At 63.9% G+C, this 15,891-nt stretch carries 12 protein-coding genes; 8 read left to right on the forward strand and 4 right to left on the reverse strand.

What is annotated here, in order from left to right:
* Positions 1–26 precede the first annotated feature (26 nt).
* The 6 genes from AC1DB0_RS16815 (at position 27) to AC1DB0_RS16840 (ending at position 6,434) form a co-directional block, all read left to right on the forward strand.
* A complete protein-coding gene (locus AC1DB0_RS16815; RefSeq protein WP_346553390.1) occupies positions 27–437 on the forward strand; it encodes a FlxA-like family protein in 411 nt (136 codons plus the stop codon).
* A gap of 202 nt (positions 438–639) precedes the next feature.
* Entirely contained in the window at positions 640–1,965 is a 1,326-nt protein-coding gene (locus AC1DB0_RS16820; protein WP_054427946.1) for an ABC transporter substrate-binding protein, read from the forward strand.
* Positions 1,966–2,053: 88 nt separating this feature from the next.
* Complete coding sequence (locus AC1DB0_RS16825; RefSeq protein ID WP_346553389.1) at positions 2,054–3,766, forward strand: ABC transporter permease; 1,713 nt, start codon at positions 2,054–2,056, stop codon at positions 3,764–3,766.
* Positions 3,763–4,848: an ABC transporter ATP-binding protein gene (locus AC1DB0_RS16830; RefSeq protein ID WP_054427948.1), complete on the forward strand. Its 1,086-nt coding sequence runs from the start codon at positions 3,763–3,765 to the stop codon at positions 4,846–4,848. Before AC1DB0_RS16825 ends, AC1DB0_RS16830 begins: the two co-directional genes overlap by 4 nt.
* Before the next feature lie 10 nt (positions 4,849–4,858).
* Complete coding sequence (locus AC1DB0_RS16835) at positions 4,859–5,767, forward strand: LysR family transcriptional regulator (protein WP_054427949.1); 909 nt, start codon at positions 4,859–4,861, stop codon at positions 5,765–5,767.
* Positions 5,768–5,789: 22 nt separating this feature from the next.
* Positions 5,790–6,434 carry a histidine phosphatase family protein gene (locus tag AC1DB0_RS16840; RefSeq protein ID WP_054427950.1) on the forward strand — a complete coding sequence of 215 codons (645 nt, stop codon included), beginning with the start codon at positions 5,790–5,792 and terminating at the stop codon, positions 6,432–6,434.
* 110 nt (positions 6,435–6,544) lie between these two features.
* On the opposite strand, the gene AC1DB0_RS16845 is transcribed toward AC1DB0_RS16840, so the two are convergent.
* The 3 genes from AC1DB0_RS16845 to carA all read right to left on the reverse strand — a co-directional run bounded on the left by AC1DB0_RS16845 (position 6,545) and on the right by carA (position 11,826).
* On the reverse strand, positions 6,545–7,309 hold the full coding sequence (locus AC1DB0_RS16845) for an SDR family oxidoreductase (RefSeq protein ID WP_476758028.1): 765 nt from the start codon (positions 7,307–7,309) through the stop codon (positions 6,545–6,547).
* A 106-nt stretch (positions 7,310–7,415) separates the two neighbouring features.
* Entirely contained in the window at positions 7,416–10,661 is a 3,246-nt protein-coding gene (gene carB / locus AC1DB0_RS16850) for a carbamoyl-phosphate synthase large subunit (protein WP_054427952.1), read from the reverse strand.
* A 10-nt stretch (positions 10,662–10,671) separates the two neighbouring features.
* Positions 10,672–11,826, reverse strand: a complete 1,155-nt coding sequence (carA, locus tag AC1DB0_RS16855; protein WP_054427953.1) for a glutamine-hydrolyzing carbamoyl-phosphate synthase small subunit — start codon at positions 11,824–11,826, stop codon at positions 10,672–10,674.
* A gap of 217 nt (positions 11,827–12,043) precedes the next feature.
* On the opposite strand from carA, the gene tal reads away from it, so the two are divergent.
* Positions 12,044–12,997, forward strand: coding sequence for a transaldolase (gene tal, locus AC1DB0_RS16860; protein ID WP_054427954.1), 954 nt, complete (start codon positions 12,044–12,046; stop codon positions 12,995–12,997).
* 75 nt (positions 12,998–13,072) lie between these two features.
* On the opposite strand, the gene AC1DB0_RS16865 is transcribed toward tal, so the two are convergent.
* The gene (locus AC1DB0_RS16865) at positions 13,073–13,600 is read right to left on the reverse strand and encodes a carboxymuconolactone decarboxylase family protein (protein WP_175171473.1); all 528 of its coding nucleotides are present in this window, start codon (positions 13,598–13,600) and stop codon (positions 13,073–13,075) included.
* Between the two features lie 99 nt (positions 13,601–13,699).
* On the opposite strand from AC1DB0_RS16865, the gene AC1DB0_RS16870 reads away from it, so the two are divergent.
* Positions 13,700–15,889 (forward strand): ATP-binding protein, encoded by a 2,190-nt coding sequence (locus AC1DB0_RS16870; protein WP_476758026.1) that lies wholly within the window; start codon positions 13,700–13,702, stop codon positions 15,887–15,889.
* Positions 15,890–15,891: the final 2 nt, after the last annotated feature.

A 15,891-nucleotide genomic window follows, 5' to 3' on the forward strand; every position in this document is an offset into this window, starting at 1 on the left:
AAGATCAATAACCGAACGGAGCCATCATGGCGACCAATCCCATCAGCGGCGTTTCCCGAATCAACTCGATGGCCGACCTGTGGGCCGAACGAATTCAGGCCAACAAAGAAGCCAAGTCGGCCGCCGGCGGCGAAGCGGTCTCGGTCAGCGCCGAAGGCTCGATCCGCGTCAACACGCCGGGCGCCTCGAAGGTGAATACCGCGAAGGCCACCGAGGAAACCGACAACGACGACGCATACACCCGTCAGATCAAGGCCTTGCAAAAACAGCTCAAGCAGATCATGGACCAGATCGCCAGAGTCAAGGCCAGCGGCATGTCGGACGAAATGAAGGCGCAGCAGATGCTGGCGCTTAATACCCAAGCCGTGCAGATCCAGAACCAGATTTCCCAGGTGTTGGCGCAGCAGGCGCGCGACGCACAACGCAACGGCGCCTAGGCGACGGCCTGAGGCCAGCGCGATGACGCGGGCGCCCCGAGAGCGGGCGCCAGCATCGGCGCGTGCGCGCGCATCCGGGCATCGGCACCGGCGCCTGAGCATCGGGCGCCCCCGATGATGATGCGCATCAAAATTTCTGATTGGACGCGTAGCAGACCAGACATTACTGTCTCCGAACAAATTAAAACTACGGAGACAAACCATGCATGCAATGCGCACAGCACTTGCAGGAGCGCTGCTGGCCGTCTGCTCGGCCCCTGCCCTGGCCGGCACCGTCACGGTCATCACGTCGTTCCCCAAGGACCTGACCCAGGCCTACAAGAGCGCCTTCGAGAAGGCCAATCCCGGCATCACGCTGGAAATTCTGAACAAGAACACCGTGTCGGGCATTGCCTACGTGCGCGAAACGCCCGCCGGCCAACGTCCCGAAGTGTTCTGGGCCAGCGCCCCTGACGCCTTCGAAGTGCTGGGCCGCGACAAGCTGCTGGCCAAGTCGTCCGACGTGGCGAATAAAGATGTGCCGGACAAGATCGGCAACTACCCCATCAATGACCCCTCGGGCATGTACCTGGGCCAGGCGCTGGCCGGCTACGGCATTGTCTACAACACGCGCTATATCGCAGCGCACAAGATTCCCGCGCCCGTGGAATGGAAAGACCTGCTGTCGCCGAAATGGTTTGGCCACGTGGGCATTACGTCTCCGTCGCGCTCGGGCACGATGCACCTGACGGTGGAAACCATTCTGCAAGGCGAAGGCTGGGATGACGGCTGGAACACGTTGCTGCGCATGTCGGGCAACAGCAGCGCCGTGACCGAGCGTTCGTTCGGCGTACCGGACGGTGTCAACAACGGCCAGTTCGGCGCGGGCCCCGTCATCGACTTCTTCGGCCTGTCCAGCAAGTACTCCAAGTTCCCGGTGGAATTCGTCTACCCGTCCGAAACCGCCATCGTGCCGGCCAACATCGCGTTGATCGAGGGCGCCAAGAACACGGAAGAAGGCAAGAAGTTCATCGCCTTCACGTTGAGCCAGGCGGGCCAGGAATTGCTGCTGGAACCGAAGATCTCGCGTCTGCCGGTGCTGCCGTACACGGCGCTTGCCGGCAAGATTCCGCCGGGCTACCCGGACCCGGCCGAGATCGCCCGCCGCAGCAAGGTCCAGTTCAATGCCGACCTGTCGCAGACGCGCTACTACGTCGTGCAATCGCTGTATGACCAAACAGTCACCTTCCGCCTGAAGGAATTGCAGGCCGCCACCAAGGCCATCTACGACGCCGAAGCCAAGCTGGGCGACAAGGCCAAGAGCGGCAAAGCCGCCGAGCTGCTGGCCCAGGCGCGCAAGCTCGCGTGGGCGCCGCTGGTCGATGGCAAGCAGGCCGCCGACCCGGCGTTCCTGGCGATCTTCGCCGGCAACAAGAAGGACGCCGCCGTCAACCAGCAGATCACGCAACTGGAAGGCGAATGGAATGGCAAGTCCAAGGCGAACTACGAAGAAGCCGTGAAGCTGGCCAAGCAGGCCGCGGCACTCTAAGCCGCTACTCCGCGACCGGCGCGACGGCGGACGGACACTTCAGCCCGCCCGCCGCCGCCCTCCCCTGGCAACGATTTCGGGAATCTCGATGAATTCTTCGGGCCACTCACGCCTGCCCGCCGGCCCCGTCATGGTGGCGCTGCTGGTGTTCGGCTTTCTGCTGCTTTTCCTGGCCGTGCCCGTAGGCACGGTCTTCTACAGCGCCTTCGTGAACGCCGACGGCAGTTTCACGATGGGCCACTTCGGCGCGTTCTTCAACCAGCCGCTGATGCAGGAAGCGTTTTTCAACAGCCTGTATGTGGCGGGGTGGTCGGCGCTGCTGGCGTCGTTGATCGCCGTGCCGCTGGCGTATTTCACCGTACGCTTCGACTTTCGCGGCGCACTGATCATCCAGACGCTGGGCGTGCTGCCGCTCATCATGCCGCCGTTTGTGGGCGCGGTGGCGATGCAGCTGATCTTCGGACGGTCGGGCAGCGTCAACCTGCTGCTGAACGACTGGTTCGGCTTCACGATTCCCTTCATGGAAGGCCTGAACGGCGTCATCTTTGTGGAAGCGCTGCACTACTTCCCGTTCATCCTGATGAACCTGGTCGTGGCGCTGCGCAATATCGACGGCGCCATGGAAGAAGCCGCGTTCAACCTGGGTTCGCGCGGCTTCCGGCTGTTTCGCCGCGTGATCTTTCCGCTGGCGCTGCCGGGCTATGTGGCGGGCGCATCGCTGGTGTTCGTCAAGGTGTTTGACGACCTGGGCACCCCGCTTGTGCTGGGCACCACCAACATGCTGGCGCCGCAAGCGTACTTGCGCATCACGCAGGTGGGGCTGGAAGATCCGCTGGGCTATGTGATCAGCGTGATCATGATTGCGTTCTCGATTCTGGCGTTGTGGCTGTCGGCGCGCGTGCTCAAGGGCCGCGACTACTCCACGCTGCAAAAGGGTGGCAATTCCATCCAGAAGCGCAAGCTGGGGCCGATGGAAAGCGTGCTGGCCTATGGCTGGATCATCCTGGTGCTGCTGCTGGTGCTGTCGCCGCACATGGGCGTGCTGCTGCTATCCCTGGCCAGCGTCTGGAGCTTTGCGCCGCTGCCTGACGGCTACACGCTGGCGCATTACTCGGCCGTGTTCTCCGAGTCGCAGGGCATGATCGCGAACACGCTGCTCTATTGCGGCCTGGCCGCGGGCGTGGACGTCATCCTCGGCACTGCAATTGCCTACCTGATGCTGCGCACCCGCCTGCCGGCGCGCCAGTGGCTGGACCTCATGGCGTCTGCCGCGCTGGCGATTCCGGGCATCGTGCTGGCGATCGGCTTTCTGCGCACGTTCCGGGGGATCGAGCTTCCTGGCACGGGCACGCTACTGACGTCGTCGTGGATCATCATCATGATTGCGTATTCCGTCAGGCGCCTGCCTTACGCGCTGCGGTCGTGCGTGGCGTCGTTGCAGCAGATCAACGTGTCGCTTGAGGAAGCCGCGCAATCACTTGGCGCCACGCGCATGAGCACGATTCGCCGCGTGGTGGTGCCCTTGATGGCGGGCGGCATGCTGGCCGGTTTTGTGACCAGCTTCGTGACGGCGGCGGTAGAGCTGTCGGCCACCATCATGCTGGTCACGAAAGACAGCCAGGCGCCCATGAGCTACGGCATCTATCTGTATATGCAAAGCGCGGCGGGCCGGGGGCCCGGCGCCGCGCTGGGTGTGCTGGCGGTGGCCGCGGTGGCTATCGGCACGTATGTATCGCACTTGCTGGTGGAGCGCGCGCAGTCGCGCCAGCGTCCGGCACGCACTGAAGGGGAATCCGCATGAAGAAAGTCAGCGTCGAGTGCCGCAACATCCGCTTGTCTTACGGCAAGACGGAAGTGCTGAAGGACGTCAACATCCATATCGAGCCGGGCGAGTTCTTTGCGCTGCTTGGGCCGTCGGGCTCCGGCAAGTCCACGCTGCTGCGCCTGATTGCCGGCTTCAACCGCCATAGCGCGGGGCAGTTGCTGGTGGACGGCAAAGACATCACCGGCACCCCGCCCTGGGATCGCAACATCGGCATGGTGTTCCAGAACTACGCGCTGTGGCCGCACATGACGGTGTGGGACAACGTGGCGTTTGGTCTGGTCGAACGCAAGCTGCCCAAGGCGGAAATCCGCGCCAAGGTGGAAGCCGCGCTGGAACTGGTGGGGCTGTCGCAATACGGCAAGCGCCGTCCGAATCAGTTGTCGGGCGGCCAGCAGCAACGCGTGGCGCTGGCCCGCACCATCGTCATCGAACCGCAGGTGCTGTTGCTGGATGAGCCCTTGTCGAACCTGGACAAGAAGCTGCGCGTACAGATGCGCCAGGACTTGCTCAGCCTGCAACGGCGGCTGGGCATCACCACCATCTTCGTCACGCATGATCAAGAAGAAGCCATGACCACGGCCGACCGGATGGCGGTGCTGGACCACGGCGTGGTGCAGCAGATTGGCGCGCCCAGCACCTTGTTCGACTATCCGGTCAACCGCTTCGTGGCCAACTTCGTGGGCACGATGAACGTGCTGGAAGGCAATGTGCGCGAACGCACCAGCGGCAGTGTCGTGCTGGCGGTGGAAGGCGTGGGCGACTTGCATTTGCCGCTGACGGCCGAGGCTCCCGCCGCCACGCGGCTGGCAGCCAGCTTCCGGCCGCACACGGTGCAGATCGAAATGGCCGATGGCTTGGGCGATGCGCGTTATGTGTGGCTGCCGGGCATTGTGGAAAGCAGCGAGTTCCTGGGCGAGTTCACGCGCTATCAGGTGTTGATTGGCGAGCAGCGGCTGACGGCGGATCAATCGCATCTGGCGGGGCTGTCGCCCTTCCCGCCCGGCGCGCCCGTGTCAATCGGACTGGAACCGACCCAAGTGCGGCTGCTCGCGGCCTAAACTTGCGGCCATGGAAATCTATCAGATCCGCGCCTTCGTCACGGTTGCCCGGCTGGGCAATCTGACGAAGGCGGCCGAAGCGCTGTCGCTGACTCAGCCCGCTGTCACCGCGCAGATCAAGGCGCTGGAACAGAGCCTGGGCGTCGCGTTGTTCGACCGCAGTGGCGGACGCCTGGCGCTGGCCAAGGCGGGTGAAGTGCTGTTGCCCACGGCCGAATCGTTGCTGGTGCTGGGCGCACAGTTGAAGTCCGAAGCGCAGCAGTTGCAGGGCAGCCTGCATGGCGTGGTGGAACTCGGCGTGCCGAGCGAGAAGCCGGATTTCCTGCGCCTGGGCGAATTGGCTTCGGCCGTGACGCAACGCCTGCCGCTCGTGGAATTGAAAACGCAGACCTTGCCCACCGCCACGCTGGCCGAACAGGTCAGCACCGGCCGTCTGCCCGCGGCGCTGACCATCGCAGCCAATCCGCCGCGTGGCGTGCTGTGGCTGCCCTTGCGCAGCGTGCGTTACCGCATCGCCATGCCTCGCGAACACGCCGCCGTGCTCAAGCGCGGCGGCTGGCGTGAAGTGGCGCAACTGCCTTGGCTTGACGGCCCGTCTGGCAGCCACACGCACCTGCTGCTGCGAGACATGTTCGAACGCCACGGTTTGTCGCCGCGCATCGTGATGCAGCACGACGACCAGGCGAATCTGGATGCGCTGGTGCGCGCGGGGGCCGGTTGCGCCCTGCTGCGCGAAGAGACCGCGCTGGCGGGTGCCGCGTCGAACGATTTCATTGTGTGGGGCCAGGCACGCGTTGACGCCATGCTAGGCTTCATCCTGCCCTATGAGCGCGCTAGCGAGCCCGCGCTGGTCGCGTTAAGCTCGATCATTCAAACCATCTGGAAGCCGCGCGCGGCCATCACGCCGGCCCAGCTTTAAGCCTATTCCGCATCATCACTCAATGACTGAAATCTGGTTCATCCGCCATGGCGAAACCGACTGGAACCGCCAGCGCCGCCTGCAAGGCTGGAAAGACATTCCCCTGAACGAATTTGGCGTCAACCAAGCCAGCCTGCTGGCCGCGCGCCTGCGCGAAGAGGCCCGCCACACGCCCATCCACGCCATCTACAGCAGCGATCTGCAACGCGCTCACGCCACTGCCGTGCCTGTATCCGAACAACTGGGCCTGCGCGTGCGTGTGGAACCGGGCATCCGCGAACGCGGTTTTGGTGTGCTTGAAGGGCTGGATCACGAACGTATCGACGTGCTGGCGCCGGAAGCTGCCGCCGCCTGGAAAAGCCGCGATCCGCTGCGCCCGCTGGACGGCGGCGAGACGCTGGGCCAGTTCCAGTCGCGCGTGGTCTCCACCGTGGACGACATCGCCAGCCGTCACGACGGCGAACGCATCCTGCTGTTTACGCACGGCGGCGTGCTGGACATCATCTGGCGCCATGCCTCGGGCGTGCCGCTGAATGCACCGCGCGACGCCGCGTTGTTGAATGTCAGCATCAACCGTGTCGGCATCCAAGGCCGCAAATGGGAAGTGCTGGACTGGGGTGATGTGGGCCACATCGCAGATGAGGTTGGCGACGACGTGGTGCCGTAAGACGCTGGCGTGGTCACATGCGGCGGGGCATGCCCGCCGCAGCTTTGCACATCGCCGGATCTAACGCCGCTGGCGCGACGTGTTCTTTCATCACGCGGGGCGTGCTGCCCTCACCCGGCTTTACGCGGTTTGCGCGGCGCATCGCGCGCCAGCTTGTCGTACACCGCGTTGGGCAGCAGGCGCATCAGCTTGGCCACCACACCCATCTGCCACGGGATCACCTTGTACGACGTGCCGAGTGTAATCGCCGCATGCGCGCGCTGCGCAAAGGCGTCCGCTTCCATCAAAAACGGCATCGAGTACGGGTTCTTCGCCGTCATCGCGGTCTTGATGTAGCCGGGCGCAATCGTCACCACCCGGATACCGTCAGCCGCCAGCTCCAGCCGCAGGCTTTCGCAATAGGTCACCACCGCCGATTTGGACGCGCTGTACGCGCCTGCCCCCGGCAGCCCGCGCACGCCCGCCACGCTGGCGATGCCTACCAAACGGCCTGATCCGGCGGCGCGCATGGCGCCGACAAAGGGCTCGAAGGTAGCCACGGTGGCCAGCAAGTTGGTATCGACGATGGCTTTGAAGACATCGTAGTCCTCACCGTGCTCGGTCAACGTGCCCGCACTGATGCCGGCGCTGGCGATGACCACATCCACCCTGCCCTGGCAAAACGCAATGAAATCGGCCGCCGCCGCATGCAGCGCGGCGCGGTCGCGCACGTCTACCGCATAGCAGCGATGCTCACCGGGCAAGCTGTCGGCCAGTTCACGCAGCGCGTCTTCGCGCCGGCCCAAGAGTCCCAGCGTGGCGCCCGATGCGGCGTACTGCTGCGCCAGGGCGCGGCCCAGGCCACTGCTGGCGCCGGTAATGAAGACTCTGTTCATGGATCGTCGTAGGCGAAGAGGAGACGCAAGAATGGAAAAAGGGCGACCCTTTTTCAAGGGCCGCCCCGGCATCCTACCTCAAGCCCGCGGGCTTGGCGCGATGGCTTTAGCCTTGTCCGCTGAGCGATGCGTGCAGATCCTGCAACGGGTAGACCTGAAGGCCCAGACCCTGGCGCAGATACTGCATGCCTTCGACCGCGGCGCGGGCGCCGGCGATGGTGGTGAAGAACGTGACGCGAGCGGCCAGCGACTGCGTGCGGATGGTGCGCGAGTCAACGATGGCGTTGCGACGTTCTTCGACGGTGTTGATGACCAGCGCGATTTCGCCGTTCTTCACCATGTCGACGATGTGCGGACGGCCTTCCGTGACCTTGTTCACCACTTGCACGGGGATGCCGGCAGCTTCGATCTCGGCGGCGGTGCCACGCGTGGCGACCAGCTTGAAGCCCAGGGCATGCAGGCCGCGCGCCACTTCCACGGCGCGGGGCTTGTCCTGGTTCTTCACGCTGATGAACACCGTGCCGGAATCCGGCAGGCGCACGCCAGCGGCCAGCTGCGACTTCACGAAGGCTTCGCCGAAGCTCATGCCCACGCCCATCACTTCACCGGTCGACTTCATTTCCGGACCCAGAATGGTGTCCACGCCCGGGAACTTCACGAACGGGAACACGGCTTCCTTGACCGAGAAGTAAGGCGGCACGACTTCCTTCGTGATGCCTTGCGCCGCCAGCGTCTGGCCGGCCATGGCGCGCGCGGCGATCTTGGCCAGTTGCAGGCCGGTGGCCTTGGACACATAAGGCACCGTACGCGACGCGCGCGGGTTCACTTCCAGCACGTAGACGTCGCCGCCCTGGATGGCGAACTGCACGTTCATCAGGCCGCTGACGTTCAAGGCCTTGGCCATCATCGTGGTCTGGCGCTTGATCTCGGCGATGACTTCCGCCGACAGCGAGTACGGGGGCAGGCTGCAAGCCGAGTCGCCCGAGTGCACGCCAGCCTGTTCGATGTGTTCCATGACGCCGCCGATGAAGACGGTTTCGCCATCGGCCAGGCAGTCCACGTCGACTTCGGTGGCGTTGTTCAGGAAGCGGTCCAGCAGCACGGGCGAGTCATTGCTGACCTTCACGGCCTCGCGCATGTAGCGCTCGAGGTCTTGCTGCTCGTGCACGATTTCCATGGCGCGGCCGCCCAGCACGTAGCTGGGGCGAACGACCAGCGGGTAGCCGATTTCGGTGGCGTGGGCCAGGGCCTCGCCTTCGGTGCGCGCGGTGCGGTTGGGCGGTTGACGCAGACCCAGCTTGTTCAGCAGCTTCTGGAAGCGTTCGCGGTCTTCAGCAACGTCGATGGATTCCGGGCTGGTGCCGATGATCGGCACGCCGTTGGCTTCCAGCGCACGCGCCAGCTTCAACGGGGTCTGGCCGCCGTATTGGACGATCATACCGACCGGGTTTTCCTTGTGGACGATTTCCAGCACGTCTTCCAAGGTCAGCGGTTCGAAGTACAGGCGATCCGACGTGTCGTAGTCGGTGGACACGGTTTCCGGGTTGCAGTTGACCATGATGGTCTCGTACCCGTCTTCGCGCAGCGCCAGCGCGGCATGCACGCAGCAGTAGTCGAACTCGATGCCCTGGCCGATACGGTTCGGGCCACCGCCCAGCACCACGATCTTCTTGCGATCGGTGGGGGCGGCTTCGCACTCTTCCTCGTACGTGGAGTACATGTAGGCGGTGCGGGTGGCGAATTCGGCGGCGCAGGTGTCCACGCGCTTGTAGACCGGGCGCACGTTCAGCTGGTGACGCAGCTTGCGGACTTCGGATTCAGCCGAGTCCAGCAGGAACGCCAGGCGGCGGTCGGAGAAACCGCGGCGCTTCAGTTCCCACAGGGTGGCGTAGTCCAGATCGGCCAGCGTCTTTTGTTCCAGCGCCAGTTCGATGTCGACGATTTCCTTGATCTGCGACAGGAACCACGGGTCGATGTGCGTGATGTTGTGCACTTCGTCCAGCGTGAAGCCTTGCGCAAAGGCATCGCCCACGTACCAGATGCGTTCCGGACCGGGCTCGCCCAGTTCGACTTGCAGCTTTTCGCGGTCGGTGGTTTTCTGGTTCAGGCCGTCGACGCCCACTTCCAGACCACGCAGCGCCTTCTGGAACGATTCCTGGAAGGTGCGGCCGATGGCCATGACTTCACCCACGGACTTCATCTGGGTGGTCAGGCGCGCGTCGGCGGTGGGGAATTTTTCGAATGCGAAACGCGGCACCTTGGTGACGACGTAGTCGATCGACGGTTCGAACGAGGCGGGCGTGGCGCCGCCGGTGATTTCGTTCTTGAGCTCGTCCAGCGTATAGCCCACGGCCAGGCGCGCGGCGACCTTGGCGATGGGGAAGCCGGTGGCCTTGGATGCCAGCGCCGACGAACGCGACACGCGCGGGTTCATCTCGATGACGATCATGCGGCCGTCACGCGGGTTGACCGCGAACTGGACGTTCGAACCACCCGTATCCACACCGATCTCGCGCAACACCGCGATCGATGCGTTACGCATGATCTGGTATTCCTTGTCGGTCAGCGTCTGAGCCGGCGCCACGGTGATGGAGTCACCCGTGTGCACGCCCATCGGGTCCAGGTTTTCGATCGAGCAGACGATGATGCAGTTGTCCGCCTTGTCGCGGACCACTTCCATCTCGAATTCCTTCCAGCCCAGCAGCGACTCTTCGATCAGCAGTTCGCTGGTCGGCGAAGCTTCCAGACCGCGGCGGCAGATGGTTTCGAACTCTTCGGCGTTGTAGGCGATACCACCGCCCGAGCCACCCATGGTGAAGCTGGGGCGAATGACGGCCGGGAAACCCGAGGTGCCGACTTCGGAAGCGATGCGGCGCTGCACTTCCCAGGCTTCGTCCATGCTGTGGGCAACGCCCGACTTGGCCGATTCCAGGCCGATGTCGGTCATGGCCTGCTTGAACTTCTGGCGGTCTTCGGCCTTTTCGATGGCGTGCTCGTTGGCGCCGATCAGTTCCACGTTGTGCTTTTTCAGCACGCCGTGGTGGGCCAGGTCCAGTGCGCAGTTCAGCGCGGTCTGGCCGCCCATGGTCGGCAGCAGCGCATCGGGCTTTTCGCGCTCGATGATCTTTTCAACGGCTTGCCAGGTGATGGGCTCGATGTAGGTGACGTCGGCCGTTTCCGGGTCCGTCATGATCGTGGCCGGGTTGCTGTTCACCAGGATGGTGCGGTAACCCTCAGCCTTGAGCGCCTTGCACGCCTGTGCGCCGGAATAGTCGAATTCGCAAGCCTGCCCGATGATGATGGGGCCGGCGCCGATGATGAGAATACTTTTTAGGTCTGTACGCTTGGGCATGATGCAATCTTTACTTTTGGCCGGACATCAGGGCGATGAACTTGTCGAACAGTTCAAGGATGTCGTGCGGACCCGGGCTGGCTTCGGGGTGACCCTGGAAGCAGAAGGCCGGGCGGTCGGTGAGCTCGAAGCCCTGCAAGGTGCCGTCGAACAGCGACACGTGCGTCACGCGCGCATTGGCCGGCAGGCTGGCCGCGTCAACCGCGAAGCCATGGTTCTGGCTCGTGATGAACACGCGCTTGGACTGGAGGTCCTGCACAGGGTGGTTCGCGCCATGGTGGCCGGTCTTCATCTTGAGCGTCTTGCCGCCCACGGCCAGGCCCATGATCTGGTGGCCCAGGCAGATGCCGAATACCGGCAGCTTCTTGTCCAGGAACACGCGCGTGGCGTCGATGGCGTAGTCGCAAGGCTCGGGGTCGCCGGGGCCGTTGGACAGGAACACGCCGTCGGGATTGAGCTTCAGGACGTCTTCAGCGCTGGTTTGCGCCGGCACCAAGGTCAGGCGGCAACCGCGGTCAGCCAAGAGGCGCAGGATGTTGGTCTTGATGCCGAAGTCGTAAGCGACGACGTGGAACTTGGACTGGTCAGGCTTGGAAAAGCCTTCGCCCAGTTGCCAGGTGCCTTCGGTCCATTCAGAGCTGCTCTTGACCGAGACAACCTTGGCCAGATCCTGGCCGGCCATGCCGGCAAAGCCTTGAGCCAGTTCAACCGCGCGTTCTGCGTCGGTGCCGACGAAGATGCAGCCGCCTTGGGCGCCTTTTTCACGCAGGATGCGCGTGAGCTTGCGGGTGTCGATGCCAGAAATGGCGACGATGCCCTGCGCGGCCAGATAGTCGGGCAGGGATTGCGTGGAACGGAAGTTCGACACGCGGGCGGGACAGTCGCGGACCACAAGTCCGGCGGCATAGACGCGATTGGCTTCCACGTCTTCGGCGTTGACGCCGGTGTTGCCAATATGCGGATACGTCAGCGTGACGATCTGTCCGCTATAGCTGGGATCGGTGAGAATTTCCTGGTACCCGGTCATCGCGGTGTTGAACACCACTTCGGCAACGGTATGGCCAGGCGCACCGATCGACACGCCTCGAAAAATGGTACCGTCCGCCAGAGCCAGAATTGCAGGAGGGAAGCGGTTGATCCCCTCGGGAAAAAGTTGCGGCAGCACAGTAAACCCCGGTTTTAGAATCGATAATCAAACCTTCGGATTATACCTCGACCGGCCGGCTTTCCCGGCGAACCGCGCCAAATAAGGCCCGAACGGGCGATTCCCCCCGTTTCAGCGCAGGCACGCGGCCTCCTGCTTGTGGGCGGCGGCGGGCAAGCAGCGGCAGTGATACGCTTACAGCACCTTCAACCCTTGCCGTTGTGAGCCGTAACTGTCCATGTCCAGCCAACTTGACGCCCTGCGCAATCACACCACCGTTGTCGCCGACACCGGGGATTTTGAAGCGATGAAGGCGCTGCGTCCCACCGACGCCACCACTAATCCGTCCCTGATTCTGAAAGCCGTGCAGCAGGATGCGTACCGCCCGCTGCTGGAAAAAACCGCCCGCGATCACGGCGGCGCCTCCACGCCCGAACTCGTTGACCGCCTGCTGGTGTCGTTTGGCCGGGCCATTTTGAATATTGTGCCGGGACGCGTGTCGACGGAAGTCGACGCCCGCCTGTCGTTCGACACCCGCGCCACCATCGAACGCGCCCGCGGCCTGATCGCCCTGTATGAAGCCGCCGGCGTGCCGCGCGAGCGCGTGCTGATCAAGATCGCGTCTACGTGGGAAGGCATCCAGGCCGCCCGCGTGCTGCAAGCCGAAGGCGTGCGCTGCAACCTGACGCTGCTGTTTTCGCTGCCGCAGGCCGTGGCTTGCGCCGATGCCAAGGTGCAGCTGATTTCGCCCTTTGTCGGCCGCATCTACGACTGGTACAAGAAGTCCGCCGGCGCCGCCTGGGTCGAAGCCGACAACGCAGGCGCACGCGACCCGGGCGTGCTGTCCGTAACGCGCATTTACCGTTATTACAAGCAGCACGGAATTCCTACCGAAATCATGGGCGCCAGCTTCCGCAATGCCGGCCAGATTCTGGCGCTGTCGGGCTGCGACCTGCTGACGATCAGCCCCGATCTTCTGAAGCAGTTGTCCACCACCGAAGGCGACGCGCCGGCGCAATTGCGCGCTGACGACACCGGTGAAGCCATCGCCCGCATCGGCGCGGATGAAATCACCTTCCGCACCTTGCTCAATGACGACGCGATGGCCTCCGAAAAGCTGTCGGAAGGCATCCGCCTGTTCGTGGCGGACGCCGTCAAGCTGGATGCGCTGATCGAGGCGCAACGCGGGTAATCGCGCCGCATCTGCCACCCCATCAGCGCGCCCCGACGTTTGGGCACGGCGCTTGCTGATGAGGTGGCGGCAGGTTTACCGGTGATCGTGCGAATGCACCTGCAATGCTTCCAGGAAGCGCGACACCATGTTGTAGGCGGCCACCGTCGCAGTCAGTTCAACGATTAATTTTTCCGAACCCATTGCGGCGCGCGCAGCTTGAAAGACCGGTTCCGGCACTTGAACGTGGCGCGTCATGGCGTCGGTGTAAGCCAGCACCGCCTTTTCGCGTTCGCTGAACAGGCTTGAGCTTTCCCAGGTATCCAGTGCATCCAGTTGCGCCTGCGTGACGCCTTCTTTCAGGGCAATCGGCGCGTGCTGGTCGGCTTCGTAGGGCGCGCCGTTAATGGCCGCCACCCGCATGATGACGAGTTCCCGCAGGTCACCCGGCAAGGTGCTGAGCTGCCGGATTGAGGTCAGATAGTTCAGCCAGCCACCCGCCACGGCGGGGCTGTGCAGCAGCATTTGGTACAGGTGCAGCACACTGCCGCGCTCGGCGACGATGCGGTCCACAAGGGGCCGTGCTTCGGGATGAGTCAGATCGGCGTAGGGTAGACGAGCCATGAAATCTCCATATAGATGACTGCGCTGCAGATGCACACATTCGTACAATTTCTTTGACATAATGACAGCATATTGCGCGCCCAGGACCCCCCGCCCAGAATGAATGCGCCTCCCCAATCCCATCCGCCAGTCACGCTCGCCAACTGCGATAGCGAACCGATACATGTACCGGGCGCCATCCAGCCGTTGGGCGCGCTGCTGGCGTTTGATGCGGAGGGAATGCTGCAATTCGCCAGCGAAAATGCGCCTGACTTGCTGGGCGCGCCGCTCACGCTGGGGCAAGCCTGCACACCCGGCGCGCTGCCGCCCAGCCTGACGCATTATCTGTCGGTCTGGCTGGGCAATGCAGACCCGATTTTCGACCCGCTGACCATCGTGCTCAACGATGCCACGTTCGACGTGATTGGCCATCGAAACGTGGACGGCCTGACCGTCATTGAACTGGAACGCCGCCCCGACGATGTGGGCGTGGCCGACCCCGCTCACATTTATCGCAGCATAGAACGGGTGCGCCGGCAGCCTGATGTAGCCGGGCTGCTCGACAGCGCGGTGCGCGAAGTGCATCGCGCGACCGGTTTTGACCGCGTCATGGCCTACCGATTTCACCCCGACGACAGCGGCGAAATCGTCACGGAGCGGCACCACGAATCGTTGGATGACTGGGTGGGCAGGCGCTACCCTGCGGGCGACATTCCGGCCCAGGCGCGCCGCTTGTACACCGTCAACACGCTGCGTCAGATTGCGGATGCGCGCTACACGCCCGTGCGCGTGCTGGGTGCGCCGTGCGCAGACCCGAAGCCGCTGGACATGAGCTTTTCATCACTACGCAGCGTGTCGCCGATTCACCTGGAGTACATGGCCAACATGGGCGTAGAGGCGTCGATGAGCCTGTCGATCGTGATCGGCGGCCGGCTCTGGGGCATGATCGCCTGCCACCACCATTCACCGCACCCCCTCCCCTACCCCGCGCGACTGGCTTGCGAAGCGCTGGCGCAAGTGCTGTCCGCCGCGCTGGCCAACATCGAAGGCGCCGCGCGCGCAGAGCAATCGCGGCGCAATGCCGAGCTGGTCAGCGAACTGACCGAACGCGCATCCGCCTCGGAAAACCTGCATCTGGCCTTGTCAGGCGGCGCGGAAACGCCGGCCTCGCTGGTTTCGAACGACGCGGCACTGTGCTTGTGGGGCAATAGCGTCACGGTGTTTGGCGGCATCGCCCCGCGCGGCGAACTCGTCGGCATTCTGTGCGCGCTGGATCAAAGCGGCCAGCGCCTGGTGCACACCGACAACATCGCGCGCGACTACCCTGGCCTGCAAACGGACCTTGTGCCGTATGCGGGCCTGCTTGCCTGCAAGTTCGACCCGATGAACAACGGCTGGCTGATCTGGCTGCGCAAAGAGCAGATCGAAACGCTGGTGTGGGGCGGCAAACCCGAAAAGCAATATGCCGTGGGCAGCCAGGGCCCGCGCCTGACGCCGCGTGGTTCATTCGAAGCGTGGCGCGAAGTGGTGCGTGGCACGAGCACGCCGTGGCTGGCGACGGAACTGGAAGCGGCTGACAACCTGCGCGACGAGCTATCCCATATTGCGACCAGCCGCGCCGCTGATGTCGACCGCGCCCGCACCGCGCTGCTGGCCATGCTGGGCCATGACTTGCGCGACCCGCTGCAATCCATTTCCATGGCGGCCACGCTGTTGTCGAAGACGGATTCCGGCGCCCGCATGGGCGAGCGCATCCGCTATTCCAGCGGCCGCATGCAACGCCTGATCTCGCAGGTGCTGGACCTGTCGCGGCTGCAAGGCGGCATGGGGCTGGGCATCCAGAAGCGGCTGTGCAATCTGACTGAACTGATGAATGGGCTGATCGCCGAAAAGCGTCAGGCCTATCCCGGCCTGCTGATCGAACCGGACGTTGATCCTGGCCTGGAGCTGATGGCCGACACCGACCGCATCGCCCAGGTCATCACCAACCTGATGAGCAACGCGCGCCAACACGGCGCCCCGCGCCAGCCCATCGTGGTTCAGGCGCATCAGGTGGATGACGATATTGAATTGCGCGTCATCAACCATGGCGCGCCCATTGCAGAAGACGTGCTGACGCACTTGTTTTCGCCTTTCAAGCCCGAATCGCTGGGCCATTCGCGCAATCGCAATGGCTTGGGGCTGGGCCTGTACATTGCTGACCAGGTCGTGCGCGACCATGAAGGCGAGATCTCGGTAGCGTGCCGCGACGGCCTGGTCATATTCACGGTGATGTTGCCGCGCGGAGAGTGCGGCGCAAGCACCCCTTGATA

The sequence above is a fragment of the Achromobacter sp. 10T422 genome, assembly GCF_056394065.1.